Raw genomic sequence first — 24,765 nt, 5'->3', positions numbered from 1 at the left:
TCTGGTTTTAGCCTAAACCTCACCGGGTTGCAGTGGCTTTCCTTGCCAGGATTTCTTGCCTATATAGAAGTCTTTTAATCAGCAGAGTGATTGCTCAACTTAATCGTCTAACCGCCGTGTTTGATTAAGATGAGGTCTGAATGTCCAGTTAATGCGTTCTGCTACTGATTGCTTAGTCTTGGGCAATTGATGAATGTGAGTGGATTGGCAACCGGGAAGCATGAGCAGTAGCGAACCATGTTCGAGAAAGAAATGCTGTAATTCCCCCTCATGCCCCTTACGGGGTTTAAGGCTAAACTTGCGGATAGCGCCCAATGAAATCGAAGCGATCGCGGGACTGGTGCCCAGGCTCTTTTCGTTATCCGAGTGCCAACCGATTGAGTGTTCACCGACGCGATAGCGATTGCCAGTGGTGATCGCAAAGTTGAAGCCAGATTCAGTTTCTATACGGTCTCGTAACTTGGCTAATGGGTCCGTCCAGGGCAGCGGTTCTAGAAGTACCGACGACGAATAGAAATAGCTGCATCCCTCATCGCCATAGATAGCTTCCAAACGAGGGACAGGGATAAACTTGCCAAACATCCGAATATCATTTTGCTGCCAACTCAGAGCTTGGCTGTGTTCGTAGAGAGCATCGGCTTCAGCTTGAGAGAGGAATTGAGGCAGGTAGTAGTAGGGTTCTTGGGTCATAGCACCATCAGGGGGGTAGTGAATAGGCAAGGAATTGAAATAATTCGCGATCGCAGCAAGAGAAAACGTGTGACGTAGATTATTTCGATATAAGGTGCCCAAAGTCCAAGGAGATCATTCCTATTTCAAGTTATTTGCTACAGCGAAAGGATTGTAGCCAGAGAAGCTAACCGAGTCCTCATCGAAGAACCCCGCGATTGCCTTTCTGATTCCCTCTTTTTCCAAGCTTTAATAGTACAATTGCTTCAACGGCTCGGAACAATTTACCCATGCGACGGGATTCAATTTTCTATGCCTTATTTCAGCAATCTCCGACGCTTCTATTTGAGTTACTCGAAGAGCCACCCCTTAACGCTGAGGCCTATCGATTTGATTCCGTAGCCGTCAAAGAACCCCGGTTTGAAATCGATGGAGTGTTCTTACCCCCTGACACTGAAGTGCCTGGAATTGTGTACTTTTGTGAGGTTCAATTCCAACGGGATGAGCGGCTGTATGAACGCCTTTTTGGTGAGTCGTTTTTATATTTCTATCGCAACCGAGATCGCTTCAGTGATTGGCAAGCTGTAGTAATTTATCCCGCTCGTTCAATGGAGCAGAGCAATACGCTTCCCTATCAAGATTTACTGGCGGGAGATCGGGTTCATTGCGTGTTTTTAGATGAGTTGGGAGACATTGGACAATTGCCGTTAGGAGTCGCCCTCATGGTATTGACAACCCTTGAAGAAGCTCAAGCACCCGCAGAAGCAAGAGCGTTACTCGCGCGATCGCGGCAGGAAATAGACGAGCCAGCAGCTAGTCGCGCCATAATGGAGATGCTGACCACCATTATGGTTTACAAGTTTACAAATCTGAGTCGGCAGGAGATTGAAACGATGTTGGGAATCAGTTTGCAGCAGACACGGGTATATCAAGAAGCTAAGGAAGAAGCGCTTCAGCAGGTAGTGATAAACCTTCTGAAAGAAGGAATGACGGTAGAGGCGATCGCTCGTGTTACTGGACTATCGGTCGAACAAATCGAGCAGTTGCAGAAGAGCGTTCCTCACAATCCACTAGGATAGTTAACGCGATTGCACGTCTTCACCGCTCCATCCATACTCTTCATTAAATCGCACTGGTTCTGTAGTGTTATTTTTCATCGTTCCATCACGACCTTCCCTAATTCAGGAAAGGAACTGACTTAGATGTTCAAAAAAGCCTTCCCCCTTGCCGTTGCTAGAAGCTGCCGTCGATACCACACTTAACGTTTCAATGAGAGAGTCTTGGCTAGCATTCGCGACTAAATGCGTCAGAGCTTCTCCCCCTTCCCCTGTCTGAGCCGCCACAATAGCATTGATGTAATCTATCCGTTGCTCATTGGCAATTACCCCAATCAGGAAGCCTGCTCGAATCAGTAATAGATTCATCAAGAGGCGTGCTGTGCGTCCATTACCATCTTGAAACGGGTGAACCGTCACTAGCCTGAGATGAGCTTCAGCCGCATAGACGATTGGATGTAGTGCTTTGGCATTTTGAGAATTAAGCCATTCCACAAAGTCTGCCATCAACTTGTCTACCTGATAGTGGGGAAGATAGACAGACTCAGTCCCTGCCGCCCGGACATCCAGTAACCGAAATCGTCCTGCCGTTTCCGGGTCAATCGTTCGCAGAATGAGGCTGTGGACTTGCCTCAACTCCCACTCAGTAATGACAGCATCAGCAACAGAAAACGATTCAATGTAATTGATTGCCTGCCCATGTCCAATCACTTCTAAATGCTCTTTTAAGGACTTGCCCCCAATTGTGATGCCTTGCTCCAGCACTAGAGCAGTCTCTCTAAGCGAGAGCGTGTTGCCCTCGATCGCGTTGGAGTTGTAAGTAAACCGGACATCATAGCGTTGCTTAAGTTCAGCCACGATGCTGCGGTCAAGGGGACGAAACAAGTCAAGCCATGCTTTAAGACGATCTAGATGTGCCAACTTCTCAGAAAGAGAGACGTGGGATGCAAAAGTCAAATGCTCTCTTAAGACCTCTTCTGCGATGAGAACTTGGGATTGTAGGGCAGCAATCCAGCGAGCGTAGGCTATGGATGTATTCATAGGCATTCTGCAAGAAGTCCTCCACTTCAGTTTGACAGAGGAATTGAGGCAGGTCGTAGGGGTTTGAGTTATAGCACTCTGAGGAGTCAATGAACAATTATTTCAAGTTCTTTACTACGGCGAGAGGATTGCAACCGGAGAAGCTGATTGAGTCTTCGTCAAGGAAACCCGCGATCGCCATTTCAACAATTGACTCAATCGGTTGTTCAATCTGAGCGGCATAGGTCAACAGTCCCAACCGAATTTTATCTGGAAGCATCTGAATAAAAGCTTGGGCTGCTTCAGGAGAGAGATGTTCGGTCGTAATCTGCATTTTGCTGTCTCCTAGTTCATGCGAGTGTTGTAACGGGGTCGAGCCATTTGAATCATCAATGTTTCAATGTACTCAACTTGCTGAGGGGAACGCCGACCCATTGCAAAAGTCGAAATTCTAACATCATCTGGATTGAGCCTGTCAACAAATGCCCAACTCAGAGCCTTATGTCCATTACGGAACCGTCGTCTAAGATTGTTACCAATTCCAATATACAAAATCTCATCACGATAACGAAACGCATAGAAGCCTGGATTAGAGGGAACGGGTTCAAAATCGCGGCTAAGCGGATAGCATTCCTCAAACAGGATAGAAGAAAGCGCTTTAAGAACCATCTGGGCATCTGATTTAAGTGTTTCGCTCATTGTTCAGTAAAGTGCAGGATCAACTTTGAGCGCTCGTTTTTAACCAGTTTAGTCCGTAGGGAGCGATCGCGAATTATTGGCTATTCCGTGTCCAAAGCTCAATGACATCGAGCCAGTTCATTGCGATCGCCGTCGCCTCGCGATTAAATATTGAATCTAAACTTTACCCTTGTTTTTATAGCCCTGCCTCCATGAGCGCCTGAAACAAATCAGCCTCAATCCCCAACTGGCGCGACCATTCGCCCAAATAATCAAAATCTAGAGTGTCGCCCTGCACCTTTAGTACTCCCAACACATCGCGCCATTGCTTATCCGATTGTGACTGTTGCCGCCAGCGTAATTTATTCAGCACCACATCTTCGGGCGATGCAAAGTAGAACGCTCCAGCCCCAATGACTTCGACTAGCTTGCGGCGCTTAAACTTCACTAAATCAAACTCTTCACTCCCCGCCATCATCAGATCGGCGCGTGAAATCGTAGGCTGATGCGTCACCCCCAAGGTTTTCATCCGACCCGATCTTACATCTTCCACTCCCGGAACATAAAACTGATGAACTTCCAACGCAATCACCAGTTGCTCTAGCTGCAATGGCGCAATTGCTAACACCACATCCAAATCACGGGTTGCTCTCGGATCGCCAAAAGTGGATGAGGCAACCCCGCCCGTAATGTAATAGTCGATTTGTACCTGCTCAAATACCTCATGCAAAATTGCCGCCAGCGCAATCGAATCTTGAATCCAGGTCATTTCATGGGTTGCTGTAAAAAAATTAGGCGGACAATGATCACCCAAAAAAGACTGGGCAACCTTTTGGGCAAAGGCCTCCCCCACCATCTGCGGGAAGCGATGCTTTAGCCCACTTATAGAGAGCCTGCGGGTGCTGCGAGTGTGAGCCGCAGACATCAACGCGCGATCGCTGTTCGTCCGCTGCCGCAATAACGCAAACTCAAACACATCCGTCTCAATGCTAGTGTCTTCCGCTTGGGGGCAGTACCCTGGCTTTACGGTAACCATTTAGGCGAAATACAGTAAAATAAATAGGCTTACATTATACACAATCTAAACGTTGTGGCAGTCAAGAAATATTCACGGCAGCAGGTGATCAAACTGGCAAAAACTACATCTAGCCGACTGTCGTACATGGATCGAATGGGGTTTGTTGTACCAGAGAAGATTGGTGAAGCGGATACCAAAAAGCCTGTGGTGCTGTATACGAAACATCAGATTGAACTGGTCAAGCAAATTAACCAGGCTTCTCATTTCTTGAGTGCATCAGGGTTGAGGTTGGCAATCCAACGCGAATCGCCTGGCTGAAGTGGTGCGATCGTTGAGTGAATTACTAGATTAATTGAGCTACAAACGAGCTACGAACACAACCAATAAAATATCAAACAAGCTACTTATGCCATATAGCATTCAGAGGTTTTGAATATTGCCAGTCTTTTTCAGTTGATATCGTCTGTCTGGTAGCCGTAGAGTTGTTCTTCAAGGCGAATAATGCCTCTTTCGCCGTCCTGATAGAGAATTTCTGGTCCCAATCCAAAGCAGAATCAGGCAATGGTTCAAAGGCTTGTGGATGCGCGTAGAAAGCATCAAGCACTTTCAAGTCAGATGCCAAAGGCACATTTAAGCGATTGGGATTATTGGGAATGAGAGCGATCGCTTCTCGCAGTTTTTCAACGCCTAGTTGTTGCTGGAGTTGCCATAGAAACTGAACATAGGGCACTGTTGTAGGCATGTTTTCTTTGTGGTAGTGCAACCACAAAACTCGAATTTGGAGTGCAGTACAAGAGATAGAGGAGTTGAGCTTCGAGTTCATAGTGAGTGAAGATGATAATGAACAAAGTGATCGCTGAAGTTTTGTAGAGTGTTTAAGGAACCTTCAGGTTGAAATGAAGTGTTCATAGGAAAAATTTAGGCAAGAGGGTGGTGAAGCCACTGGAGCGATTGGAGCGATCGCAACACTCAGTTAATGAGACGCATCTTAGGAAAGCGGGTAGTCAAGCACTGGAGCGATCGAACATAGCTAGAAGGAGCGATCGCAACACGGCTAGAAGGAGCGATCACATTTCAACTCAAGTGTTGGAGCGACGAACTTTGTGGTCAATCGATAGAGATGTTTCTATGTTTTCTACTGCGTCAAGAGCAGCGTGGATGACCTGCGGTGGAACCAAGAGGTTGAAGCCGTGTTGCATTTTGACAAACGTTCTGCCAGGTTCCAGCCAACCATCACAGCCAACTCCATTGAAAGGCAAAGGAGCGATCGCATAGAGGATTGTAGTGTTTCTCAATGCCTGATTGATTACTGTGTAGCGGTGAACTTCAAACGAGCTAACGATTGCTGTGGTTTCCATTGCCTGATTCCTAGTAGAGTTCAGGGAACGCCAACTTGTTGATCCAGAGGGCGGCTCTTTGGCGCGTCCAGCGACGTTCTAAAGCAACAAGACCAATGGCGTGGTCAATAGCGTATTGCTCGTCAGCGGTCAGTGAGGACTGACGGAGAAAGTCGGTAACAGTTGCAATCTGAGTAGTAGCAGTACCAGTAATCATAGGGAGTGCCCACGAATCAATTCATATTCATATCCATATCGTTATTATAACTCTATCTTTATCAATATCGCAATACATTAACCATAGAAATACCTGGAACTCATCCTGGATAAGACTTGTAAAAAACAATAACTGTCAATGATAGGAATATCAAATGTATCGCAGCTATAAAAAAGATAAAGATAAGAAAGATTCATTAGATATTTGTATCATTTCAGCGTCTCCTTGATAAGGATAGGGCGATGCAATGATGAGAACTGTGCAGAGTCGACAAGTTGAATCGCTGAAACTCATACACAGTGGGCATTGTAGTGATCGTAGTTTATGAGGCTTGTCAGCGATCCCCATCCTGCCGCTATCCTTATCACAAAATGGAGGGTTTGCGATAGGGTGAACGATAAGGATTGCTAATGATAGGGTAGTGATAAGGTATCCTTATAGGTGGACAGGGATAGCTTTTTGGTTAACCAAAAAGCTATCCCTGTCCACCTATAAGGATACCTTATCACTACCCTATCATTAGCAATCCTTATCGTTCACCCTATCGCAAACCCTCCATTTTGTGATAAGGATAGCGGCAGGATGGGGATCGCTGACAAGCCTCATAAACTACGATCACTACAATGCCCACTGTGTATGAGTTTCAGCGATTCAACTTGTCGACTCTGCACAGTTCTCATCATTGCATCGCCCTATCCTTATCAAGGAGACGCTGAAATGATACAAATATCTAATGAATCTTTCTTATCTTTATCTTTTTTATAGCTGCGATACATTTGATATTCCTATCATTGACAGTTATTGTTTTTTACAAGTCTTATCCAGGATGAGTTCCAGGTATTTCTATGGTTAATGTATTGCGATATTGATAAAGATAGAGTTATAATAACGATATGGATATGAATATGAATTGATTCGTGGGCACTCCCTATGATTACTGGTACTGCTACTACTCAGATTGCAACTGTTACCGACTTTCTCCGTCAGTCCTCACTGACCGCTGACGAGCAATACGCTATTGACCACGCCATTGGTCTTGTTGCTTTAGAACGTCGCTGGACGCGCCAAAGAGCCGCCCTCTGGATCAACAAGTTGGCGTTCCCTGAACTCTACTAGGAATCAGGCAATGGAAACCACAGCAATCGTTAGCTCGTTTGAAGTTCACCGCTACACAGTAATCAATCAGGCATTGAGAAACACTACAATCCTCTATGCGATCGCTCCTTTGCCTTTCAATGGAGTTGGCTGTGATGGTTGGCTGGAACCTGGCAGAACGTTTGTCAAAATGCAACACGGCTTCAACCTCTTGGTTCCACCGCAGGTCATCCACGCTGCTCTTGACGCAGTAGAAAACATAGAAACATCTCTATCGATTGACCACAAAGTTCGTCGCTCCAACACTTGAGTTGAAATGTGATCGCTCCTTCTAGCCGTGTTGCGATCGCTCCTTCTAGCTATGTTCGATCGCTCCAGTGCTTGACTACCCGCTTTCCTAAGATGCGTCTCATTAACTGAGTGTTGCGATCGCTCCAATCGCTCCAGTGGCTTCACCACCCTCTTGCCTAAATTTTTCCTATGAACACTTCATTTCAACCTGAAGGTTCCTTAAACACTCTACAAAACTTCAGCGATCACTTTGTTCATTATCATCTTCACTCACTATGAACTCGAAGCTCAACTCCTCTATCTCTTGTACTGCACTCCAAATTCGAGTTTTGTGGTTGCACTACCACAAAGAAAACATGCCTACAACAGTGCCCTATGTTCAGTTTCTATGGCAACTCCAGCAACAACTAGGCGTTGAAAAACTGCGAGAAGCGATCGCTCTCATTCCCAATAATCCCAATCGCTTAAATGTGCCTTTGGCATCTGACTTGAAAGTGCTTGATGCTTTCTACGCGCATCCACAAGCCTTTGAACCATTGCCTGATTCTGCTTTGGATTGGGACCAGAAATTCTCTATCAGGACGGCGAAAGAGGCATTATTCGCCTTGAAGAACAACTCTACGGCTACCAGACAGACGATATCAACTGAAAAAGACTGGCAATATTCAAAACCTCTGAATGCTATATGGCATAAGTAGCTTGTTTGATATTTTATTGGTTGTGTTCGTAGCTCGTTTGTAGCTCAATTAATCTAGTAATTCACTCAACGATCGCACCACTTCAGCCAGGCGATCGCGTTGGATTGCCAACCTCAACCCTGATGCACTCAAGAAATGAGAAGCCTGGTTAATTTGCTTGACCAGTTCAATCTGATGTTTCGTATACAGCACCACAGGCTTTTGGTATCCGCTTCACCAATCTTCTCTGGTACAACAAACCCCATTCGATCCATGTACGACAGTCGGCTAGATGTAGTTTTTGCCAGTTTGATCACCTGCTGCCGTGAATATTTCTTGACTGCCACAACGTTTAGATTGTGTATAATGTAAGCCTATTTATTTTACTGTATTTCGCCTAAATGGTTACCGTAAAGCCAGGGTACTGCCCCCAAGCGGAAGACACTAGCATTGAGACGGATGTGTTTGAGTTTGCGTTATTGCGGCAGCGGACGAACAGCGATCGCGCGTTGATGTCTGCGGCTCACACTCGCAGCACCCGCAGGCTCTCTATAAGTGGGCTAAAGCATCGCTTCCCGCAGATGGTGGGGGAGGCCTTTGCCCAAAAGGTTGCCCAGTCTTTTTTGGGTGATCATTGTCCGCCTAATTTTTTTACAGCAACCCATGAAATGACCTGGATTCAAGATTCGATTGCGCTGGCGGCAATTTTGCATGAGGTATTTGAGCAGGTACAAATCGACTATTACATTACGGGCGGGGTTGCCTCATCCACTTTTGGCGATCCGAGAGCAACCCGTGATTTGGATGTGGTGTTAGCAATTGCGCCATTGCAGCTAGAGCAACTGGTGATTGCGTTGGAAGTTCATCAGTTTTATGTTCCGGGAGTGGAAGATGTAAGATCGGGTCGGATGAAAACCTTGGGGGTGACGCATCAGCCTACGATTTCACGCGCCGATCTGATGATGGCGGGGAGTGAAGAGTTTGATTTAGTGAAGTTTAAGCGCCGCAAGCTAGTCGAAGTCATTGGGGCTGGAGCGTTCTACTTTGCATCGCCCGAAGATGTGGTGCTGAATAAATTACGCTGGCGGCAACAGTCACAATCGGATAAGCAATGGCGCGATGTGTTGGGAGTACTAAAGGTGCAGGGCGACACTCTAGATTTTGATTATTTGGGCGAATGGTCGCGCCAGTTGGGGATTGAGGCTGATTTGTTTCAGGCGCTCATGGAGGCAGGGCTATAAAAACAAGGGTAAAGTTTAGATTCAATATTTAATCGCGAGGCGACGGCGATCGCAATGAACTGGCTCGATGTCATTGAGCTTTGGACACGGAATAGCCAATAATTCGCGATCGCTCCCTACGGACTAAACTGGTTAAAAACGAGCGCTCAAAGTTGATCCTGCACTTTACTGAACAATGAGCGAAACACTTAAATCAGATGCCCAGATGGTTCTTAAAGCGCTTTCTTCTATCCTGTTTGAGGAATGCTATCCGCTTAGCCGCGATTTTGAACCGTTCCCTCTAATCCAGGCTTCTATGCGTTTCGTTATCGTGATGAGATTTTGTATATTGGAATTGGTAACAATCTTAGACGACGGTTCCGTAATGGACATAAGGCTCTGAGTTGGGCATTTGTTGACAGGCTCAATCCAGATGATGTTAGAATTTCGACTTTTGCAATGGGTCGGCGTTCCCCTCAGCAAGTTGAGTACATTGAAACATTGATGATTCAAATGGCTCGACCCCGTTACAACACTCGCATGAACTAGGAGACAGCAAAATGCAGATTACGACCGAACATCTCTCTCCTGAAGCAGCCCAAGCTTTTATTCAGATGCTTCCAGATAAAATTCGGTTGGGACTGTTGACCTATGCCGCTCAGATTGAACAACCGATTGAGTCAATTGTTGAAATGGCGATCGCGGGTTTCCTTGACGAAGACTCAATCAGCTTCTCCGGTTGCAATCCTCTCGCCGTAGTAAAGAACTTGAAATAATTGTTCATTGACTCCTCAGAGTGCTATAACTCAAACCCCTACGACCTGCCTCAATTCCTCTGTCAAACTGAAGTGGAGGACTTCTTGCAGAATGCCTATGAATACATCCATAGCCTACGCTCGCTGGATTGCTGCCCTACAATCCCAAGTTCTCATCGCAGAAGAGGTCTTAAGAGAGCATTTGACTTTTGCATCCCACGTCTCTCTTTCTGAGAAGTTGGCACATCTAGATCGTCTTAAAGCATGGCTTGACTTGTTTCGTCCCCTTGACCGCAGCATCGTGGCTGAACTTAAGCAACGCTATGATGTCCGGTTTACTTACAACTCCAACGCGATCGAGGGCAACACGCTCTCGCTTAGAGAGACTGCTCTAGTGCTGGAGCAAGGCATCACAATTGGGGGCAAGTCCTTAAAAGAGCATTTAGAAGTGATTGGACATGGGCAGGCAATCAATTACATTGAATCGTTTTCTGTTGCTGATGCTGTCATTACTGAGTGGGAGTTGAGGCAAGTCCACAGCCTCATTCTGCGAACGATTGACCCGGAAACGGCAGGACGATTTCGGTTACTGGATGTCCGGGCGGCAGGGACTGAGTCTGTCTATCTTCCCCACTATCAGGTAGACAAGTTGATGGCAGACTTTGTGGAATGGCTTAATTCTCAAAATGCCAAAGCACTACATCCAATCGTCTATGCGGCTGAAGCTCATCTCAGGCTAGTGACGGTTCACCCGTTTCAAGATGGTAATGGACGCACAGCACGCCTCTTGATGAATCTATTACTGATTCGAGCAGGCTTCCTGATTGGGGTAATTGCCAATGAGCAACGGATAGATTACATCAATGCTATTGTGGCGGCTCAGACAGGGGAAGGGGGAGAAGCTCTGACGCATTTAGTCGCGAATGCTAGCCAAGACTCTCTCATTGAAACGTTAAGTGTGGTATCGACGGCAGCTTCTAGCAACGGCAAGGGGGAAGGCTTTTTTGAACATCTAAGTCAGTTCCTTTCCTGAATTAGGGAAGGTCGTGATGGAACGATGAAAAATAACACTACAGAACCAGTGCGATTTAATGAAGAGTATGGATGGAGCGGTGAAGACGTGCAATCGCGTTAACTATCCTAGTGGATTGTGAGGAACGCTCTTCTGCAACTGCTCGATTTGTTCGACCGATAGTCCAGTAACACGAGCGATCGCCTCTACCGTCATTCCTTCTTTCAGAAGGTTTATCACTACCTGCTGAAGCGCTTCTTCCTTAGCTTCTTGATATACCCGTGTCTGCTGCAAACTGATTCCCAACATCGTTTCAATCTCCTGCCGACTCAGATTTGTAAACTTGTAAACCATAATGGTGGTCAGCATCTCCATTATGGCGCGACTAGCTGCTGGCTCGTCTATTTCCTGCCGCGATCGCGCGAGTAACGCTCTTGCTTCTGCGGGTGCTTGAGCTTCTTCAAGGGTTGTCAATACCATGAGGGCGACTCCTAACGGCAATTGTCCAATGTCTCCCAACTCATCTAAAAACACGCAATGAACCCGATCTCCCGCCAGTAAATCTTGATAGGGAAGCGTATTGCTCTGCTCCATTGAACGAGCGGGATAAATTACTACAGCTTGCCAATCACTGAAGCGATCTCGGTTGCGATAGAAATATAAAAACGACTCACCAAAAAGGCGTTCATACAGCCGCTCATCCCGTTGGAATTGAACCTCACAAAAGTACACAATTCCAGGCACTTCAGTGTCAGGGGGTAAGAACACTCCATCGATTTCAAACCGGGGTTCTTTGACGGCTACGGAATCAAATCGATAGGCCTCAGCGTTAAGGGGTGGCTCTTCGAGTAACTCAAATAGAAGCGTCGGAGATTGCTGAAATAAGGCATAGAAAATTGAATCCCGTCGCATGGGTAAATTGTTCCGAGCCGTTGAAGCAATTGTACTATTAAAGCTTGGAAAAAGAGGGAATCAGAAAGGCAATCGCGGGGTTCTTCGATGAGGACTCGGTTAGCTTCTCTGGCTACAATCCTTTCGCTGTAGCAAATAACTTGAAATAGGAATGATCTCCTTGGACTTTGGGCACCTTATATCGAAATAATCTACGTCACACGTTTTCTCTTGCTGCGATCGCGAATTATTTCAATTCCTTGCCTATTCACTACCCCCCTGATGGTGCTATGACCCAAGAACCCTACTACTACCTGCCTCAATTCCTCTCTCAAGCTGAAGCCGATGCTCTCTACGAACACAGCCAAGCTCTGAGTTGGCAGCAAAATGATATTCGGATGTTTGGCAAGTTTATCCCTGTCCCTCGTTTGGAAGCTATCTATGGCGATGAGGGATGCAGCTATTTCTATTCGTCGTCGGTACTTCTAGAACCGCTGCCCTGGACGGACCCATTAGCCAAGTTACGAGACCGTATAGAAACTGAATCTGGCTTCAACTTTGCGATCACCACTGGCAATCGCTATCGCGTCGGTGAACACTCAATCGGTTGGCACTCGGATAACGAAAAGAGCCTGGGCACCAGTCCCGCGATCGCTTCGATTTCATTGGGCGCTATCCGCAAGTTTAGCCTTAAACCCCGTAAGGGGCATGAGGGGGAATTACAGCATTTCTTTCTCGAACATGGTTCGCTACTGCTCATGCTTCCCGGTTGCCAATCCACTCACATTCATCAATTGCCCAAGACTAAGCAATCAGTAGCAGAACGCATTAACTGGACATTCAGACCTCATCTTAATCAAACACGGCGGTTAGACGATTAAGTTGAGCAATCACTCTGCTGATTAAAAGACTTCTATATAGGCAAGAAATCCTGGCAAGGGAAAGCCACTGCAACCCGGTGAGGTTTAGGCTAAAACCAGAAAGTTAGACCCAAACAAAATTGTCTGAAGTGCAATCTACACACTGTCGTCTTTCCATTCACACGAAGGGCAATCCCAATGAACACGCGCTGAATCGGGAGGAAATGGATAGCGACACTCAGGGCACAGACCTGTAAAAAGCGGATGCCACAGCAACAGTTCTAGCTTTTGCGCTCGGTTCCATCGTTGCGCCGGTGAAATGACAAGCTCATTCCCATAAAAACTGGCTTCTTCTGGCTCCCACCATTCCCCATTTAATAAGTTCGGATCTAGTTCAAAATCTACACACTGTTCACTACTTTCTTGCACTCCATAGGGATGAACGGCACAGAAAAGATGAGGGTTATGGGTATTGTGAAAACAGCGATCGCATTCGGGTAACTTGTGAAATGGGCTTTGCTTACTCATCGCTTAATACCTGTAAAAGCTCCGTTTCACCTCTTGAATTGACTAGGAATAAAGGTTCCAGTGTTGCTCTTTATTTCCTGCCTCTTTGTAACTTCATCCATGTTTTCTGCTTGAAGCAGGTCAAGAAGGGTAGTATAGTCAACCCCGATTGTAGATACAAAATCATTTTTAGCCATTTTGCTGTACTTCTAACTGGTAAATTTTCAAAGAGGGATGCTCTGCCATTATTCTCCAATAAAAGCCTTCCGGGGGTGTTGAAACGCGATCTCCACAGCGATAGCCAAAAATAGGCTCATCTTTCTGGTGTAACTGTCGTAGATGTTGATGCAAGTCAACAGCATCTCTAGGAGACAACCAGAACAAGTGAGATTGCCCTTGATAGCCTGCATTGAGAAGGCTAAGGAATAACCATTCCATTACCGGTTGAATATCGTCTAAAGCAACACCACTCTCAGCTTGCCCATAACTGCTAATTGTGGGTTGCTTCAGTTCGCTTTTGGAAAGCAGCGAAGCAAGCCTTGCTTGGATTCTATGCAAAACGCCTTTCATAGTAGATGCAGAAAAACTACCCCCTTAAAATGCCCAATTCGTTCCATAAATTTATTGCAAGAACTAGTTCTTGCTCCCCCTCCTCACACCGATTGCAACAGCGATAAGGATAATGATATAGTATGAATATCTGATATAGATAGGGATTTAATGAACATGGACGTGAAACGATGAGTTTTATCCCTACTGCCTATACCCATGACACCACCCGCGAACAATTAATCGCTCGATTCCGCGATCGCATCGCTACAAACGATCGCACTAAACTCTCCAAAGACGAACGTGGAGAATTGATCCTCCACTTTATCGATAGGTTGGGCAACTGTAAGACTGAAAACGCAGCGAAAGCTCTCTGTGCCGCTGAAATTGCCCTCCTCGAAGAAGGCTACCCGGTTGCCTCGATCGCGAATCAATATTTACCAGACTATCGCAAGGCAATCGCTCGGGCTATAGATGAGGGTCGATTGCCTAGGCTGGAGTTGCCACCTAGTCTGTATGGCAAGGTTTACCCTCACTGGGGGCTTTATCACCTGACTTATCCAAATGAGGTACAGCAGCAATTAAGCAAAAAACGACGATTAAGAACAATCTAAAGCAGGACGATTTACAGCCGATTCGCGCAGACAGGTTCTTGAATAAGGCGAAGGATTTGTTGACAAGGGAAACTCCCTATGAATGGGCAGTAGGGCTTTTGGCGGTGACGGGGAGACGATTCAGTGAGATTGTGGCTAAAGGCGAATTTAAACCGACCCATCATCCTTACGCGATCTCGTTTCGTGGGCAACTGAAAAAAGGAATTCAAGACATTGAAAAGGCTCAAACCTTCCTGATCGCTACTTTGATTGATGCAGATAAGGTTCTAAAGGCGATCTATAAGTTTAGAGCCCATCCTAGAATTCAGGAGTTGGCGGAGTTGTCTCCTGATGACATTAACTCCAGGCTCAATACCAGTGTCAGGCATTATATCAAGAGCAGCTTCGAGGACTCAGAGGTACTGCCGGTGCTACCTGGCGAAAAGGCGGTGACGGCTCACAATCTTAGGGGGGCGTATGCTGAAATTGCCACGCATTTCTTCTGTCCTCCTAATCAAGGCACTCACCGGTTCCTGCAACAGCATCTAGGGCATGTGATTGGTGAGTCTGAATTAGCAAAAGGAAGAATGCGGGGGCTACGGAACACTACTTTCATTATTTCTTGATCGGGGCCCAGCAGCAGCCACTCGGTGAAAAGGGGATTCTATTAGAACGCGTTGGAGCGTTACCGACTACGGTCGAATTGGAGCTTGAACCCGTTGAACTGGCAGATATTGAGCCAGTTGAAGTAATGGAGAATGAAACAATGGCGATCGCTCTTCCGGATGCTGAAATCCATCCCGTAAACCTCGCGCGAGTGTGCCTACTGATTTAATGCATCAACTCAAAAGAATTAGCGGCAATTAAACTCAATGCTCAAGGCTCTAATGCGGATGTAATGGAGGCGGTTGTTAGGTTTCTGCGAGACGATTCGACTCCGACGATAGCAACTTCGGTTGAATCCTTTGGCAGCACCTTTCAATGGTTTACAGCTGAAGTAAGAACGGTTGAGGGCTGAAAATCAGGCGCTCTTGGCAAAACTTGACCAGGCCCAGGGGCAACTTCAAAGTATGGCATCGGTGGCGATTCGACCGTTGGAGGAGTTGGAAGAGTTGGAGGCGTTGAAAACTGAAAATGAACGGCTGCAGGCGGAGTTGATTCAGTTTCAGCAGTTAAAACAACTGTTTACGGGTTCGGCTCCGGTTACTCCGATACCTACACCTGTGGTGCCAGTGCCATCACGAGTTCAACCAACTATTGCAGGTCATACGCCGCAAAGAAGAATTCGCGATCAGGCGTCGGCTTTGGAAAAGATTGATGAGGCGATTTCTCTGATTATTGCCTGGAATGATGATCCAGTTAGAGCGTTTAACGACAAGTGGTTTATTGGGGTTCCAGCGCTTTTGGCCCTCCTTAGAGGCAATGACTATTCCGCTTCTCAAGGTCGCGTACAACAAGCTCTAGCCACCGTAGACCAGAAAATTGAAAGCCATCATCAAAGGCATGGGCTGGGGCAACGTCACAACGTCAGGCACAACAATCCAATTAATCAAATTATCTCAATGTGAGGATGAGGGAGAGGGGGGGGCTTGATTGCAATTAAAGGCAATGCAGCGATCGCGCTTTCAAACTGTCGGCGTAAAGCGTGTTCGGCTGGTGGCACCTTTCGCCAGTGCCCCCTCGATACAGGTCAATTGCAGTTGCCGTCGCTCCAGGGTGACCTCAATGGGCATTATGAATGGCAGGCAAACAGGACTATTCTCACCCTACGGGCTGGTCTTGAGATCAGGCAAGCAATCCCTGTTACGGTGACAAGGGTCAGGTTCCACTGGCATCAGGGGGGCGATCTCTAAGCCCATGTAGGCGCTGACGTTTGATTGGTTCAACACCGATTCTGGCAAGCTGCTTGGGACTGGTGAGCTGCCAGAGCAACGCGAGCACAGGCTTCTGCATCAGACAACGCTTGATGGTGCTCTAGCTCGATGCCCAGGTATTCACAAACATTGGCAGTTTGGTCGGACGTAAATTCCAGGTTTTGCAAGCCAGTTGCACCGTACACAAAAAAGGCTGTGGCGGTCGAGCAATGCCGTAAAGGTCACAGCACGCATAGAGCACGCCCCGGTCAAAAGAGGCGTTATGGGCGGCTAGAAAAGCAGCATCCTGCATGAAGGGCTGGATAAAAATCCACAGGTCACCGAAGGCGGGTTGATCTGCAACATCCTGCCACCGAATGCCGTGGATGTGCGTAAACCGGAAGGTCGCACGCGGTAACACTGGGTCTCAAAGCTACAGAAACGCCTAAGTGGACAAATTTTTCCGAATTCTGAGGTGCCCCCTTCGGTCGAGCAGCGAAGAAAGTTATCGACTGTTTCCGTAGCAACACGCAACACAAGCGTAGTCTTTCTAGAAGTAATGAACTTTGAAAAGACAAAGCTACAGGACTGAACCATGCAATACCGTTATCTTCTGGCGCTCAGCGCACTATCATTTGCCTTTCCGGCTGCCGCCTCAGCTGCTGTTTACACTACGACAACTGGACAAACTCGCTTCGTGCTTGATTCAAGTCGCTCGAAACCGAGCGTGGAATACGTGAGCCGCATTCAAGGCAAAGATTGGATTGGCTCAGCGAATGTGTCTGGTGTTCCGGTGCCTGAGAGTGGTGTCTCACGCTATCGAGGCACGTTTCGAGATTCTCGTACGGGTCCCGGAGCTGAACAGGTTTGTACAGGCACGATCGACATGACTGACAATCGCCCTGGGCAAAGATTCTCAGTCACTTGGAACGTTACAGGCGGCAAGGCTTGTCCTGTCATCGGTCAGACTGTCACGCTCAATTTAGTGGCTGCCTTGCCCCGTCCCGATGGGCGTGGAGACTTTACACCTGTAAGCGTCGATCAGTGGAATGGTGGCACTCAATCTAGCACTTGGCGCGGGTGGAGAGTCGTGTCGGCTGATGGCTTTCTCAACTGTCGCGCCACACCCAATGGGTCCATTCGCCGCACCTACAACGCGGGCGATCCGATCACTGCATTTCGTGATCGCTCCGGGCTGGCCATGACCACCTCTAACGGTGCTCCCTGGCTGCGCACCGCCGATAACTGCTTGGTTCGCGCTAACGCTCGCTTTGTGCAGCCAACGAACTCGTTCTAATCGCTTCGCTGCCATGCTTTTAAGGTGTACAGTGACTTTTTAATTTGTCGTAGAGACGCATTAGTGTCGTTGAAGCAGTAAAGCTAGACCTGATGAACCTTCCGTCTGGAGCCAACTTGGTAAGCCTGATGACCAGATGATTGATTGTTCAGCAACCGATCATCTGCAAACCTACAATAGCGGGAGTTTGCAGCGACACGAATTTGTCTTGATGTCATCTAATTTGGCTCCGTACAAATCCAGTAAATCTAAAAATCTAGCGAACTGCATGGAGAAATAAAGTTGTGCTTATGAACAAACTGCTTGCCACAATCACTGCAACCACGATCGCAACACTCCTTGTGCCACGATCGCCATAGCTCAGACCCTCCCCAAAACCCTTAAACAAGGTATGCCCTACGCTCAGGCACGAAAGACCTTGCTCAACAGCGGATGGCAAGTGTAGTACATTCCCCCAATCGAGATCGCTTCGGCGCAATGAACTACCTCATCGACAAACTTGGCTACAACGAAGTCGAAACCTGCTCTGGTACAGGTATGGGCTTTTGTCGCTTCAGCTTCACCAACGCCAACGGGCAAAAGCTAGCAGTTGTCACCGTCAATAATCAACCCGGTCAAAAGCCTAAACTTCAACGCTGGTGGATCGACACCGAGAATCGCTAGTCCCTGACGCAAGTGTTATTACTGTTCTGCTCCAGCAAAGTTTTGCACCGCATAAGCTCGTCCCCTCATCGGGTCAACCACAATCCCATAACCAAAAACGTTTGTAGTCCGGCTTTAACAAGTTTTGGCGATGTCCTGTGCTATACATCCAGCTTTTCTGAAATGCTTCAATCAGCCCATAGCTCAAGCTAATTCCTGTTCCGCTGTCTGCTGCATGATGTTTTCTCCCACCCCACCGCGTCCGCCTACTTGGGTGAAGCGATTCCGTTGGGGTTCTCCCCTCTGGAGTGACATGAGCGTAATAATTGCGGCTCATCATATCTTGGCTGTGCTGCTGAGACGATTGAGAGAGCAGCGGATCTTCCACTAGCGGCAACAAGCCATTGAGTTGACGATCTCGGTTCACCAGCGCCAACGCCAACTGCCGAACTTCTGGAGCGATCGACCGCCGTGAGCGTTGAGCAGCGATACTTTTGGTTTACCAATCTTCCAACCCGCCCCACCCGACCCGTTATCAAAGTAAAAAGCATCTTTCGCAGAAAGCAGGCTAACTCCAGCAATCAACAATCCAGCAAGAGAACTTGTTTTGCTCTGACTGCAAACCGATGTCGAAGACCTTCTTTGCCTGGATTGGTATCTCATACTTGAACCTATTGATTGAGTTAAGAGTTCCCTATCTCAACCCTGCAAGCTCCAGTTTTCCTTCAGCCTCATTCTTCAGACTTCACCCTTCATCTCTTCATCCGTACCCTCCGTTACCTCATCCATTTCAACTTGCTCCAGCAACTCCAGCGGCACCCGATCACCTTGAGCTAAGCCTTCCCCCTCGCCCTTCCCTTGGGCTGAGCGTTAGTCCGAAGCCTTCCCTTACGCTCCACTATCGGCGGCGCATCCTTTGCCGTAGCCATCCGATCCGCCATCACTCGCAACATCTGGGCAAAATCCCGCGATGGCATTACTTCTACCCGATCAAGAATGTCCTTACCTCGTCAACCCACCTGTGCACCCATACAGGTAAGCAACAAAATCCTCCACCACCATCCCTAATTCGAGCAATCTTCTCCAGATTCTCCAAACTGGAGACATTTTTGCCATTCTCCCACTGCTGCACCGTCGATTTGAGACACCTCCAACGTGTGCCAGCTTTTTCCGGCTTCAGTTTGTCGGTGGGGTCTGAGATGCAGTGGGAACGAAAAACCCGTTACGTGGACACTTGGCATAGCCAAAATTGATTTCGGTCAGCGGCAGGTGTTCAGGGTGTGTGTTGGGACATGGCTTGTCGGAGTGATCGCGGCAGTCCCAATTCTTGCCACAGATCAGGACGCTCTTGCAGTTCAGCCTCCGCCTGAAGTGTTTCCTGGGTCAGACACTCCGCCAATTGAGCAAGTTGTCGCCAAGTCTGAGCTGGGCAAGATCAGGGCAAAAGGAGCCAGGGTGTTGACATCGCCCACTTGCGTATCCCATTTGAAGCCCTGCAACATCATGGCGCGGCGAATGTGAGCCGCAATGTCTGCGTCCAGCGGTGCGGAACATTGCCATTGCGGCACGTTGCAGTCTAAATCAAGGGGCAGATGAGCCATGTGGCAGTTTTAAAAAACAGGCTGTCCCTCAAATTACCGGGAGGGACTGTAGCGGCAAACCAAAATGTCATTGCCGCCTGTGGTGGTTTTAGCACAACCGACTTGAGTCGTCGCACCCCAAATCATCTGAGTGTAGTGTCCAACATCATTCCAATCGCCAGTTTTGCTGACGTTCGGAAAAATACCCTGACGAAACTGCTTTTTCTCCGCTCCCCAAGAGTTCACCATGTCATTGCTGCTGAAAGCTCCAGCGGTGCCAGCCAGAGATTCTCGCCTTCATCATGCATTAGTGTGTTGCCACCCATTGCTGCCAGATGGTTTGTCCAGGTTTGAGCATCACGAGCCAGAGCCTCAGACCAGGTTAAAGAGAGATACACCCACATCTTTCGATAACCGCAGTGATCAGTCATGGGCTGCGGGCTTCGGAAGCGTCTGCTCTGAATGTGGAGCATTGGAACGGCAAGATTTTGAAGGTGCATCGCTCGAAGGGGCAGAATGTGTCGGAGGTGCCGCTGAGTCGAGAGGCACGATCTCATCTGGAGACTTACCTGGAGTGGCGGCGGCAGCAGGGTGGAATGTTTGAACCGTTGCCAGAGAGTCCGATGTTTTTGGCGCAGGACCCAAAGAGTGCAGGACAGAGGTTAGGGTACAAAGGGTTGCACCGGATGGTGAAGAAATTGGGGGCGATCGCTGGAGTGGAAGATCTCAACCCGCATCGGTTCCGGCATACCTTTGGAACGGAAGTGATCCGACGAGGCGTTGATCCCTTGTTTGGTAAGGAATTGATGGGGATCAAGAGAGATCGAGTGTTTCAGCGGTACACCAAGGGTGTCTTCAAGCAAGCAGCAGCCGAGGCGTACTTGAAGGCAATCGGGGAGGATGAAAACTTGTAGATTGCATAAGATAGCAGTCCGGTTGGGTATGTCAAATAGATTGTGTCAAGGATAGAAGGTCACAGTGGAAAGCGATCGTCGTAGGCGATGGCAAACCGATTTAAGGCAGGCTTCCAATCTTTAATCGGCATCGTCCATTTTTTGGAGATGTTCTGAATTGCTAAGTAAACCACTTTAAGTGCAGACTCATCGGTCGGAAACGCTCTGTGATTCTTCAACACCTTTCGCAGGGTCATATTGACCGACTCAATGGCATTGGTCGTGTAGATGGCTTTCCGAATTTCATTCGGGAAGGCAAAGAAGGGAGTAATCCTTTGCCAGTGGTTCATCCAGGACTTACTGATAGTGGGATACTGCTTGTCCCATTGCTCAGCCAACTCCACCAAGTATTGCTCCGCCAAAGCTTCGGTGCTGGCCGTATAAACCAGACGCAAATCGGCTGCTACAGCTTTACGGTCTTTGTAGGACACATAGCTCAAGGAATTACGCACCATATGGACGATGCACAACTGCACCGTTGTTCTGGGAAATACCGCTTCAATGGCATCTGGAAAGCCAGTGAGTCCATCACAGCAAGCAACGAAAATATCCTTGAGTCCTCGATTCTGTAATTCCGTCAGCACCTGGAGCCAGAACTTAGATGACTCGTTTTGGGTCATCCACATGCCCAGCAGTTCCTTTGTGCCTGACAGATTCACTGCCAGAGCTAAATGAACCGCTTTGTTGATCACCCGTCCATCCTGCCTGACTTTGACCACAATGGCATCAAAGTAGACAATTGGGTAAACCCGCTCCAGCCCACGATTCTGCCAGACTTTGCGCTCCTCTTCCACGGCTTCAGTCACGTTGGAAATCAAACCAGCCGATACTTCTACCCCATACAGGTCTTGCAGTTGAGCTGTAATGTCACGAGTACTCATCCCCCGCGCATACAGCGACAGAATCTTGTCATCAACCCGTCAAAGCGAGTCTGCCTTTTCTGGACGATGATGGGTTCGAACTCCCCTGCTCGGTCACGTGGAATCGCAATCTCGGCTTCGCCAAACTCACCTTTAATCGTCTTCTGCTATGCCCATTGCGACGATTGTTTGGCTTTAAAGCTTCAGGCTGAGTCCGATGTGCTTCGATGTGGGTTTGCATTTCTGCCTCCAGCAGCGTTCCACTAAGGCTTGAGTCAATTGTTTGAGGATGCCACCATCCCCCAGTAAATCTTCTGGTTTTTCATAGCCTTGAAGCAGTTGGTCAAGTAGTTCGGGTTGAAAGGTCATCATGATTTTGTCTCAAGTTCAGTAGTTCATTAGATCTCAACTTCTGACCTTTGACACAATCTAATTTACAATCCCGTCCGGTTCCAAATTGGAACTTGGCATACCAACTTACTCAATCTAGTTGAGACTAATGTTTGCCCATTTTCTGCCATCCTCTGTTGCCGAGATTCAAGATACAGGGGCGATTACCCTTCTGCAAACCATTCAGCGTCGTATCGTCGAGGTGCCATTTCAGCAGGGCTAACGGCGCTCTCGACGGCTTATGTTCATTTCGCTCCCCAGTCATCTTCTTGTTTCCCGGATACTCCTCCAATTCTGCTGTTGCATGGTTCGACAGTTCCCTGTTAGAATTTCGGCGGTTGCTCCCGTTGTTGGCAGGGAGCGGAGACGTGTGGGCGATCGACCTCTCGGGTCAGGGTTCACCGAGCACCCTACCTCGATCTCAGTTAATCCAGGTCAATCCGGCAACATCTTCTGAGCATTGTAGAAACTTGGATTGGTGAACCGATTATTCTTGTGGGTGCTTCTTTAGGAGGGGCAGTGGCGATCGATTTCGCTTTGCACCATCCTAACTGGGTGCGATCCCTTGCTTTGATTGATAGCGTTGGCTTTCTGGCAGCTTTCCAATCGGACAATTTCTGCCACAGGGACTCATTGACCTGGGTGCGGACTGGCTCTATTTCCGTAAGCGGGCTGCCCTGGCGGCGGCTTCAGTTTTACCGATGGTCAATCCGATGCTGATTGATGCTTTGCGTTGCTCATTCCTCCATCAGAGATGCCTGGTGGAAGGAGGCGATCGCCTCTTTTACCAGAAGTGGCGGGTATTCGGATTTAAGCGATCGAATTGCTCAAGTCACCCATCCCACGCTGATTCTGTGGGGCAAAGCGGATGATGTGTTAGGAACCGCTGATGCGACTCGGTGCAGCGAGCGATCTCAGGCAGTCAACTCATTTGGATTGAGGCAGCGGGACATGTGCCCCACTTCGATCAACCCCAAGTCGTTGCAAATCACCTGCTATCCTTCATGCAACATATTAATCGCTGAAACGATACCTACCAATAAACGTTAACTAAATCCAGGCAGTGGATCGAATTCTTACCAGTAATTGTCGGCTCGTCCCTGGTCATGAGAATGACCTCCGCGCCAATGGCTTTAAACTTTGTTCAGCAAAGCACTGAAGGAGAAAAACAATGCCTCATATCAGCATCAAGCTTTATCCCGAGGTCGGAACAGCAAAGGTTCGGTTTGTCGAGCAAATTGTGAAAGATGCTATGTCAATTCTCGAAAGCAGCGAAGACTCGATTTCGGTCGCGATCGAAGAAATCACCCAGAGGATTGGGTAGAGACAGTCTATAAACCAGAAATCTTGAACAACCAGAGAAGCTCTACAAAAAGCCAGGCTATACCAGGGAATGAGCAATAGACGCTTCGACTTCTAATTCAAATTATGCATTGCTATTAGGGTTGAGCCGCGATACGTGAAATTTTTTATCATATCGGACTCAAACTCATTGCAAACCTGGCTTTCAGCAGTTTGCTCAGAACAAAGCTGTTCATCTTGAATAGTTGCTTGTCACGCAGCTATTCAAGATGAAAGCTATAGTGCGACACCCACCCGTGTTAAAAAACGCCTTAGGTCTTAGACGATAGTATTTATCTTCTACGTCTTGTGATTGCTCATCATATGGATAGCTAAGCTTCTTGCAACTCTTTAACTAAAGTATAGTCACCCTGCATGGCTTGTTGTAGGCAGGGGCAATCAACCACTCTCGCCATGTGTATTTTGGGTTCGTCTGTTTCATCTTTGTTGATATCTCAGCCAAATTGCCGTCGTTAATGACGAGGTCGCGCCAGCTTTTTAGCCAAGATTGCCATTGTTCATCGAGTTTGTGGTGAAGTTTTAACGTAGAAGCTTTTTTTTCAATGCTGAGATATCATCTGGTATATGGGATAACTCGCGGAAGAAAATGGTGTATCTACCTCTGAGTCAGTCATTAACTGCATTAAATTTTTCAAATAGCTTTGGGTGATATTCAGTCAAGCCAAGTTTGTCCGCCCACATTTTTTGGATTTGTTTTTGCATGGCTTCTGAAAAGCCGCGGCCTACTTGGTCGAACTGTTCTAACGCTTCAGCATCTTCTGTAAGTAGCAGTCTCACTGCTTTCCAAAACATGTAATAATTTGCTTCTGCTGCAATGGGCTGATTGAAGAATGAAAAGTGCTCGCCGCCACCAGTCCAAGGTTGAAACCAAGGGTCAAATTTTCACAAAATCCAAAGGGTCCATAGTCTAGGTAAAGCCTCCAGCAGCGCAGTTGTCACTGTTAAAATTACCCTGGCAATAACCAACACGTAGCCAATTAGCCACCAGTGAAGTGAGACGCTGGCGAAATAGCTAGCCAATTCAACTAATTGACCGGCAAAACCAGGCTTTGATTAATGTCGCTTTTGTACTCTCGCTCAATTAAGTGCGACACTATCATGCTCAACTCTTCTAATGCTTTTGGATGAGCATTGCTGCGAGTGCGGCGGCAATAACTCTAGCTGACCAACGCGCAAAAAGGAGGGTGCAACGCGATTGAAATGGCCACAGGATTGTCCACCAAAACATCAGGGTCAATAGAGTAGGGTCTTGAGAATACCAGGCCGGTAACGGTCCTCAGATTTAGAAACATACAGTGTCAAAGAGCGCGATGTTGGCACACCTAACGCCTGCATATAGTCTTGCGCTAGAACTCACGCACACTTGACCGAGGACAGCGCGCCC

39 protein-coding genes and 3 pseudogenes are annotated in these 24,765 nt (G+C 47.7%); 20 read left to right on the top strand and 22 right to left on the bottom strand.

The features are described 5' to 3' along the window. Positions 1 to 99 precede the first annotated feature (99 nt). Entirely contained in the window at positions 100 to 690 is a 591-nt protein-coding gene (locus tag JOY44_RS24695) for an alpha-ketoglutarate-dependent dioxygenase AlkB family protein (protein WP_171576583.1), read from the bottom strand. 269 nt (positions 691 to 959) lie between these two features. On the opposite strand from JOY44_RS24695, the gene JOY44_RS24690 reads away from it, so the two are divergent. Then, complete coding sequence (locus JOY44_RS24690) at positions 960 to 1,748, top strand: Rpn family recombination-promoting nuclease/putative transposase (protein ID WP_171576254.1); 789 nt, start codon at positions 960 to 962, stop codon at positions 1,746 to 1,748. Between the two features lie 102 nt (positions 1,749 to 1,850). Here JOY44_RS24690 and JOY44_RS24685 read toward each other — a convergent pair whose 3' ends face one another. The 4 genes from JOY44_RS24685 to JOY44_RS24670 all read right to left on the bottom strand — a co-directional run bounded on the left by JOY44_RS24685 (position 1,851) and on the right by JOY44_RS24670 (position 4,458). Then, on the bottom strand, positions 1,851 to 2,765 hold the full coding sequence (locus JOY44_RS24685; RefSeq protein ID WP_242541863.1) for a Fic family protein: 915 nt from the start codon (positions 2,763 to 2,765) through the stop codon (positions 1,851 to 1,853). Positions 2,766 to 2,862: 97 nt separating this feature from the next. After that, entirely contained in the window at positions 2,863 to 3,078 is a 216-nt protein-coding gene (locus JOY44_RS24680; RefSeq protein WP_171576256.1) for a hypothetical protein, read from the bottom strand. Positions 3,079 to 3,089: 11 nt separating this feature from the next. Next, positions 3,090 to 3,443 (bottom strand): GIY-YIG nuclease family protein, encoded by a 354-nt coding sequence (locus JOY44_RS24675; protein WP_171576264.1) that lies wholly within the window; start codon positions 3,441 to 3,443, stop codon positions 3,090 to 3,092. 175 nt (positions 3,444 to 3,618) lie between these two features. Then, positions 3,619 to 4,458 (bottom strand): hypothetical protein, encoded by an 840-nt coding sequence (locus JOY44_RS24670; RefSeq protein ID WP_171576258.1) that lies wholly within the window; start codon positions 4,456 to 4,458, stop codon positions 3,619 to 3,621. A 54-nt stretch (positions 4,459 to 4,512) separates the two neighbouring features. On the opposite strand from JOY44_RS24670, the gene JOY44_RS24665 reads away from it, so the two are divergent. Continuing rightward, positions 4,513 to 4,758, top strand: a complete 246-nt coding sequence (locus tag JOY44_RS24665; protein ID WP_171576263.1) for a hypothetical protein — start codon at positions 4,513 to 4,515, stop codon at positions 4,756 to 4,758. 82 nt (positions 4,759 to 4,840) lie between these two features. On the opposite strand, the gene JOY44_RS24660 is transcribed toward JOY44_RS24665, so the two are convergent. The 3 genes from JOY44_RS24660 to JOY44_RS24650 form a co-directional block, all read right to left on the bottom strand. After that, complete coding sequence (locus JOY44_RS24660; protein ID WP_203032171.1) at positions 4,841 to 5,263, bottom strand: hypothetical protein; 423 nt, start codon at positions 5,261 to 5,263, stop codon at positions 4,841 to 4,843. A 256-nt stretch (positions 5,264 to 5,519) separates the two neighbouring features. Further along, positions 5,520 to 5,798 carry a hypothetical protein gene (locus JOY44_RS24655; protein WP_171576261.1) on the bottom strand — a complete coding sequence of 93 codons (279 nt, stop codon included), beginning with the start codon at positions 5,796 to 5,798 and terminating at the stop codon, positions 5,520 to 5,522. A gap of 10 nt (positions 5,799 to 5,808) precedes the next feature. Further along, a complete protein-coding gene (locus JOY44_RS24650; protein WP_171576262.1) occupies positions 5,809 to 5,994 on the bottom strand; it encodes a hypothetical protein in 186 nt (61 codons plus the stop codon). A 930-nt stretch (positions 5,995 to 6,924) separates the two neighbouring features. On the opposite strand from JOY44_RS24650, the gene JOY44_RS24645 reads away from it, so the two are divergent. The 3 genes from JOY44_RS24645 to JOY44_RS24635 all read left to right on the top strand — a co-directional run bounded on the left by JOY44_RS24645 (position 6,925) and on the right by JOY44_RS24635 (position 8,078). Then, a complete protein-coding gene (locus JOY44_RS24645; protein ID WP_171576262.1) occupies positions 6,925 to 7,110 on the top strand; it encodes a hypothetical protein in 186 nt (61 codons plus the stop codon). Between the two features lie 10 nt (positions 7,111 to 7,120). Beyond that, the gene (locus JOY44_RS24640; protein WP_171576261.1) at positions 7,121 to 7,399 is read left to right on the top strand and encodes a hypothetical protein; all 279 of its coding nucleotides are present in this window, start codon (positions 7,121 to 7,123) and stop codon (positions 7,397 to 7,399) included. A gap of 256 nt (positions 7,400 to 7,655) precedes the next feature. Beyond that, on the top strand, positions 7,656 to 8,078 hold the full coding sequence (locus tag JOY44_RS24635) for a hypothetical protein (RefSeq protein ID WP_203032171.1): 423 nt from the start codon (positions 7,656 to 7,658) through the stop codon (positions 8,076 to 8,078). 48 nt (positions 8,079 to 8,126) lie between these two features. Here the strand turns inward: JOY44_RS24635 and JOY44_RS24630 are convergent, their stop codons facing one another. Then, positions 8,127 to 8,273 carry a hypothetical protein gene (locus JOY44_RS24630; protein ID WP_171576259.1) on the bottom strand — a complete coding sequence of 49 codons (147 nt, stop codon included), beginning with the start codon at positions 8,271 to 8,273 and terminating at the stop codon, positions 8,127 to 8,129. A gap of 185 nt (positions 8,274 to 8,458) precedes the next feature. Here JOY44_RS24630 and JOY44_RS24625 point away from each other — a divergent pair, with 185 nt between their 5' ends. The 4 genes and pseudogenes from JOY44_RS24625 to JOY44_RS24610 all read left to right on the top strand — a co-directional run bounded on the left by JOY44_RS24625 (position 8,459) and on the right by JOY44_RS24610 (position 11,065). Continuing rightward, on the top strand, positions 8,459 to 9,298 hold the full coding sequence (locus tag JOY44_RS24625; RefSeq protein WP_171576258.1) for a hypothetical protein: 840 nt from the start codon (positions 8,459 to 8,461) through the stop codon (positions 9,296 to 9,298). A 297-nt stretch (positions 9,299 to 9,595) separates the two neighbouring features. Continuing rightward, positions 9,596 to 9,826 (top strand): annotated as a pseudogene (locus JOY44_RS24620) (GIY-YIG nuclease family protein); the annotation flags it as partial. A gap of 11 nt (positions 9,827 to 9,837) precedes the next feature. After that, on the top strand, positions 9,838 to 10,053 hold the full coding sequence (locus JOY44_RS24615) for a hypothetical protein (RefSeq protein WP_171576256.1): 216 nt from the start codon (positions 9,838 to 9,840) through the stop codon (positions 10,051 to 10,053). Positions 10,054 to 10,150: 97 nt separating this feature from the next. Further along, positions 10,151 to 11,065: a Fic family protein gene (locus JOY44_RS24610; RefSeq protein ID WP_242541863.1), complete on the top strand. Its 915-nt coding sequence runs from the start codon at positions 10,151 to 10,153 to the stop codon at positions 11,063 to 11,065. A gap of 102 nt (positions 11,066 to 11,167) precedes the next feature. Here the strand turns inward: JOY44_RS24610 and JOY44_RS24605 are convergent, their stop codons facing one another. Next, complete coding sequence (locus JOY44_RS24605) at positions 11,168 to 11,956, bottom strand: Rpn family recombination-promoting nuclease/putative transposase (protein ID WP_171576254.1); 789 nt, start codon at positions 11,954 to 11,956, stop codon at positions 11,168 to 11,170. Positions 11,957 to 12,225: 269 nt separating this feature from the next. On the opposite strand from JOY44_RS24605, the gene JOY44_RS24600 reads away from it, so the two are divergent. Continuing rightward, positions 12,226 to 12,816, top strand: coding sequence for an alpha-ketoglutarate-dependent dioxygenase AlkB family protein (locus tag JOY44_RS24600; protein ID WP_171576583.1), 591 nt, complete (start codon positions 12,226 to 12,228; stop codon positions 12,814 to 12,816). A 135-nt stretch (positions 12,817 to 12,951) separates the two neighbouring features. On the opposite strand, the gene JOY44_RS24595 is transcribed toward JOY44_RS24600, so the two are convergent. Both JOY44_RS24595 and JOY44_RS24590 read right to left on the bottom strand, forming a co-directional pair. Next, on the bottom strand, positions 12,952 to 13,323 hold the full coding sequence (locus JOY44_RS24595) for a hypothetical protein (RefSeq protein WP_171576253.1): 372 nt from the start codon (positions 13,321 to 13,323) through the stop codon (positions 12,952 to 12,954). A gap of 168 nt (positions 13,324 to 13,491) precedes the next feature. Further along, on the bottom strand, positions 13,492 to 13,860 hold the full coding sequence (locus JOY44_RS24590) for a hypothetical protein (RefSeq protein ID WP_242541862.1): 369 nt from the start codon (positions 13,858 to 13,860) through the stop codon (positions 13,492 to 13,494). A gap of 182 nt (positions 13,861 to 14,042) precedes the next feature. On the opposite strand from JOY44_RS24590, the gene JOY44_RS24585 reads away from it, so the two are divergent. The 5 genes from JOY44_RS24585 (at position 14,043) to JOY44_RS24565 (ending at position 16,297) form a co-directional block, all read left to right on the top strand. Beyond that, positions 14,043 to 14,465 (top strand): hypothetical protein, encoded by a 423-nt coding sequence (locus JOY44_RS24585; RefSeq protein ID WP_171576251.1) that lies wholly within the window; start codon positions 14,043 to 14,045, stop codon positions 14,463 to 14,465. Further along, the gene (locus JOY44_RS24580) at positions 14,432 to 15,070 is read left to right on the top strand and encodes a protelomerase family protein (RefSeq protein ID WP_171576581.1); all 639 of its coding nucleotides are present in this window, start codon (positions 14,432 to 14,434) and stop codon (positions 15,068 to 15,070) included. The genes JOY44_RS24585 and JOY44_RS24580 overlap by 34 nt, the downstream gene beginning before the upstream one ends. Further along, positions 15,067 to 15,279, top strand: coding sequence for a hypothetical protein (locus tag JOY44_RS24575; protein WP_171576250.1), 213 nt, complete (start codon positions 15,067 to 15,069; stop codon positions 15,277 to 15,279). The genes JOY44_RS24580 and JOY44_RS24575 overlap by 4 nt, the downstream gene beginning before the upstream one ends. A 196-nt stretch (positions 15,280 to 15,475) precedes the next feature. Further along, a complete protein-coding gene (locus JOY44_RS24570) occupies positions 15,476 to 16,012 on the top strand; it encodes a hypothetical protein (protein WP_171576249.1) in 537 nt (178 codons plus the stop codon). 21 nt (positions 16,013 to 16,033) lie between these two features. Next, positions 16,034 to 16,297, top strand: coding sequence for a hypothetical protein (locus JOY44_RS24565; RefSeq protein WP_171576248.1), 264 nt, complete (start codon positions 16,034 to 16,036; stop codon positions 16,295 to 16,297). 121 nt (positions 16,298 to 16,418) lie between these two features. Here the strand turns inward: JOY44_RS24565 and JOY44_RS24560 are convergent, their stop codons facing one another. Next, complete coding sequence (locus tag JOY44_RS24560) at positions 16,419 to 16,718, bottom strand: exonuclease domain-containing protein (protein ID WP_242541860.1); 300 nt, start codon at positions 16,716 to 16,718, stop codon at positions 16,419 to 16,421. Between the two features lie 174 nt (positions 16,719 to 16,892). Between JOY44_RS24560 and JOY44_RS24555 the strand changes: the two genes are divergently transcribed. After that, positions 16,893 to 17,594, top strand: coding sequence for a hypothetical protein (locus JOY44_RS24555; RefSeq protein ID WP_171576247.1), 702 nt, complete (start codon positions 16,893 to 16,895; stop codon positions 17,592 to 17,594). 432 nt (positions 17,595 to 18,026) lie between these two features. Continuing rightward, the gene (locus JOY44_RS24550) at positions 18,027 to 18,257 is read left to right on the top strand and encodes a hypothetical protein (protein WP_171576271.1); all 231 of its coding nucleotides are present in this window, start codon (positions 18,027 to 18,029) and stop codon (positions 18,255 to 18,257) included. Positions 18,258 to 18,330: 73 nt separating this feature from the next. On the opposite strand, the gene JOY44_RS24545 is transcribed toward JOY44_RS24550, so the two are convergent. The 7 genes from JOY44_RS24545 to JOY44_RS31720 all read right to left on the bottom strand — a co-directional run bounded on the left by JOY44_RS24545 (position 18,331) and on the right by JOY44_RS31720 (position 20,247). Beyond that, positions 18,331 to 18,678 (bottom strand): CAP domain-containing protein, encoded by a 348-nt coding sequence (locus JOY44_RS24545; protein ID WP_171576244.1) that lies wholly within the window; start codon positions 18,676 to 18,678, stop codon positions 18,331 to 18,333. Further along, positions 18,660 to 18,824 (bottom strand): hypothetical protein, encoded by a 165-nt coding sequence (locus JOY44_RS24540; RefSeq protein ID WP_203032170.1) that lies wholly within the window; start codon positions 18,822 to 18,824, stop codon positions 18,660 to 18,662. Before JOY44_RS24540 ends, JOY44_RS24545 begins: the two co-directional genes overlap by 19 nt. Before the next feature lie 245 nt (positions 18,825 to 19,069). Then, a complete protein-coding gene (locus JOY44_RS24535; RefSeq protein ID WP_203032169.1) occupies positions 19,070 to 19,213 on the bottom strand; it encodes a hypothetical protein in 144 nt (47 codons plus the stop codon). Positions 19,214 to 19,300: 87 nt separating this feature from the next. Then, positions 19,301 to 19,477 carry a hypothetical protein gene (locus JOY44_RS24530; protein WP_171576242.1) on the bottom strand — a complete coding sequence of 59 codons (177 nt, stop codon included), beginning with the start codon at positions 19,475 to 19,477 and terminating at the stop codon, positions 19,301 to 19,303. Between the two features lie 114 nt (positions 19,478 to 19,591). Further along, the gene (locus tag JOY44_RS24525; protein WP_171576241.1) at positions 19,592 to 19,837 is read right to left on the bottom strand and encodes a hypothetical protein; all 246 of its coding nucleotides are present in this window, start codon (positions 19,835 to 19,837) and stop codon (positions 19,592 to 19,594) included. 33 nt (positions 19,838 to 19,870) lie between these two features. Next, entirely contained in the window at positions 19,871 to 20,065 is a 195-nt protein-coding gene (locus JOY44_RS31725) for a CAP domain-containing protein (RefSeq protein WP_242541859.1), read from the bottom strand. Next, positions 20,059 to 20,247, bottom strand: coding sequence for a hypothetical protein (locus JOY44_RS31720; RefSeq protein WP_242541858.1), 189 nt, complete (start codon positions 20,245 to 20,247; stop codon positions 20,059 to 20,061). Before JOY44_RS31720 ends, JOY44_RS31725 begins: the two co-directional genes overlap by 7 nt. On the opposite strand from JOY44_RS31720, the gene JOY44_RS24515 reads away from it, so the two are divergent. Beyond that, positions 20,236 to 20,730 carry a tyrosine-type recombinase/integrase gene (locus JOY44_RS24515; protein ID WP_242541857.1) on the top strand — a complete coding sequence of 165 codons (495 nt, stop codon included), beginning with the start codon at positions 20,236 to 20,238 and terminating at the stop codon, positions 20,728 to 20,730. The genes JOY44_RS31720 and JOY44_RS24515 overlap by 12 nt on opposite strands. Positions 20,731 to 20,789: 59 nt before the next feature. Here JOY44_RS24515 and JOY44_RS24510 read toward each other — a convergent pair. Further along, positions 20,790 to 21,998 (bottom strand): annotated as a pseudogene (locus JOY44_RS24510) (IS256 family transposase). Positions 21,999 to 22,742: 744 nt separating this feature from the next. Between JOY44_RS24510 and JOY44_RS31715 the strand changes: the two are divergent. Together JOY44_RS31715 and JOY44_RS24500 are read left to right on the top strand one after the other, a co-directional pair. Beyond that, positions 22,743 to 23,069, top strand: coding sequence for an alpha/beta fold hydrolase (locus tag JOY44_RS31715; protein ID WP_242541856.1), 327 nt, complete (start codon positions 22,743 to 22,745; stop codon positions 23,067 to 23,069). A 121-nt stretch (positions 23,070 to 23,190) separates the two neighbouring features. Continuing rightward, the gene (locus JOY44_RS24500; RefSeq protein ID WP_171576240.1) at positions 23,191 to 23,343 is read left to right on the top strand and encodes a hypothetical protein; all 153 of its coding nucleotides are present in this window, start codon (positions 23,191 to 23,193) and stop codon (positions 23,341 to 23,343) included. A 210-nt stretch (positions 23,344 to 23,553) separates the two neighbouring features. On the opposite strand, the pseudogene JOY44_RS33070 reads toward JOY44_RS24500, so the two are convergent. Continuing rightward, positions 23,554 to 24,765 (bottom strand): annotated as a pseudogene (locus JOY44_RS33070) (protein adenylyltransferase SelO family protein); the annotation flags it as partial.

It is taken from the genome of Leptolyngbya sp. Cla-17 (genome assembly GCF_016807185.1).
Classification (GTDB): Bacteria; Cyanobacteriota; Cyanobacteriia; order Leptolyngbyales; family Leptolyngbyaceae; genus ULC077BIN1.
The sequence above is the reverse complement of the archived record's forward strand: the minus strand, read 5'-3'. Positions and strand labels throughout refer to the sequence as shown.

Coding starts and splice junctions, on each gene's coding strand:
- JOY44_RS24695 (WP_171576583.1), bottom strand. CDS start 690: ATGACCCAAGAACCCTACTACTACCTGCCTCAATTCCTCTCTCAAGCT.
- JOY44_RS24690 (WP_171576254.1), top strand. CDS start 960: ATGCGACGGGATTCAATTTTCTATGCCTTATTTCAGCAATCTCCGACG.
- JOY44_RS24685 (WP_242541863.1), bottom strand. CDS start 2,765: ATGAATACATCCATAGCCTACGCTCGCTGGATTGCTGCCCTACAATCC.
- JOY44_RS24680 (WP_171576256.1), bottom strand. CDS start 3,078: ATGCAGATTACGACCGAACATCTCTCTCCTGAAGCAGCCCAAGCTTTT.
- JOY44_RS24675 (WP_171576264.1), bottom strand. CDS start 3,443: ATGAGCGAAACACTTAAATCAGATGCCCAGATGGTTCTTAAAGCGCTT.
- JOY44_RS24670 (WP_171576258.1), bottom strand. CDS start 4,458: ATGGTTACCGTAAAGCCAGGGTACTGCCCCCAAGCGGAAGACACTAGC.
- JOY44_RS24660 (WP_203032171.1), bottom strand. CDS start 5,263: ATGAACTCGAAGCTCAACTCCTCTATCTCTTGTACTGCACTCCAAATT.
- JOY44_RS24655 (WP_171576261.1), bottom strand. CDS start 5,798: ATGGAAACCACAGCAATCGTTAGCTCGTTTGAAGTTCACCGCTACACA.
- JOY44_RS24650 (WP_171576262.1), bottom strand. CDS start 5,994: ATGATTACTGGTACTGCTACTACTCAGATTGCAACTGTTACCGACTTT.
- JOY44_RS24645 (WP_171576262.1), top strand. CDS start 6,925: ATGATTACTGGTACTGCTACTACTCAGATTGCAACTGTTACCGACTTT.
- JOY44_RS24640 (WP_171576261.1), top strand. CDS start 7,121: ATGGAAACCACAGCAATCGTTAGCTCGTTTGAAGTTCACCGCTACACA.
- JOY44_RS24635 (WP_203032171.1), top strand. CDS start 7,656: ATGAACTCGAAGCTCAACTCCTCTATCTCTTGTACTGCACTCCAAATT.
- JOY44_RS24625 (WP_171576258.1), top strand. CDS start 8,459: ATGGTTACCGTAAAGCCAGGGTACTGCCCCCAAGCGGAAGACACTAGC.
- JOY44_RS24615 (WP_171576256.1), top strand. CDS start 9,838: ATGCAGATTACGACCGAACATCTCTCTCCTGAAGCAGCCCAAGCTTTT.
- JOY44_RS24610 (WP_242541863.1), top strand. CDS start 10,151: ATGAATACATCCATAGCCTACGCTCGCTGGATTGCTGCCCTACAATCC.
- JOY44_RS24605 (WP_171576254.1), bottom strand. CDS start 11,956: ATGCGACGGGATTCAATTTTCTATGCCTTATTTCAGCAATCTCCGACG.
- JOY44_RS24600 (WP_171576583.1), top strand. CDS start 12,226: ATGACCCAAGAACCCTACTACTACCTGCCTCAATTCCTCTCTCAAGCT.
- JOY44_RS24595 (WP_171576253.1), bottom strand. CDS start 13,323: ATGAGTAAGCAAAGCCCATTTCACAAGTTACCCGAATGCGATCGCTGT.
- JOY44_RS24585 (WP_171576251.1), top strand. CDS start 14,043: ATGAGTTTTATCCCTACTGCCTATACCCATGACACCACCCGCGAACAA.
- JOY44_RS24555 (WP_171576247.1), top strand. CDS start 16,893: ATGCAATACCGTTATCTTCTGGCGCTCAGCGCACTATCATTTGCCTTT.
- JOY44_RS24550 (WP_171576271.1), top strand. CDS start 18,027: ATGGCAAGTGTAGTACATTCCCCCAATCGAGATCGCTTCGGCGCAATG.
- JOY44_RS24535 (WP_203032169.1), bottom strand. CDS start 19,213: ATGCCATCGCGGGATTTTGCCCAGATGTTGCGAGTGATGGCGGATCGG.
- JOY44_RS24530 (WP_171576242.1), bottom strand. CDS start 19,477: ATGCCAAGTGTCCACGTAACGGGTTTTTCGTTCCCACTGCATCTCAGA.
- JOY44_RS24525 (WP_171576241.1), bottom strand. CDS start 19,837: ATGGCTCATCTGCCCCTTGATTTAGACTGCAACGTGCCGCAATGGCAA.
- JOY44_RS31725 (WP_242541859.1), bottom strand. CDS start 20,065: ATGGTGAACTCTTGGGGAGCGGAGAAAAAGCAGTTTCGTCAGGGTATT.
- JOY44_RS31720 (WP_242541858.1), bottom strand. CDS start 20,247: ATGACTGATCACTGCGGTTATCGAAAGATGTGGGTGTATCTCTCTTTA.
- JOY44_RS31715 (WP_242541856.1), top strand. CDS start 22,743: ATGCTTTGCGTTGCTCATTCCTCCATCAGAGATGCCTGGTGGAAGGAG.
- JOY44_RS24500 (WP_171576240.1), top strand. CDS start 23,191: ATGCCTCATATCAGCATCAAGCTTTATCCCGAGGTCGGAACAGCAAAG.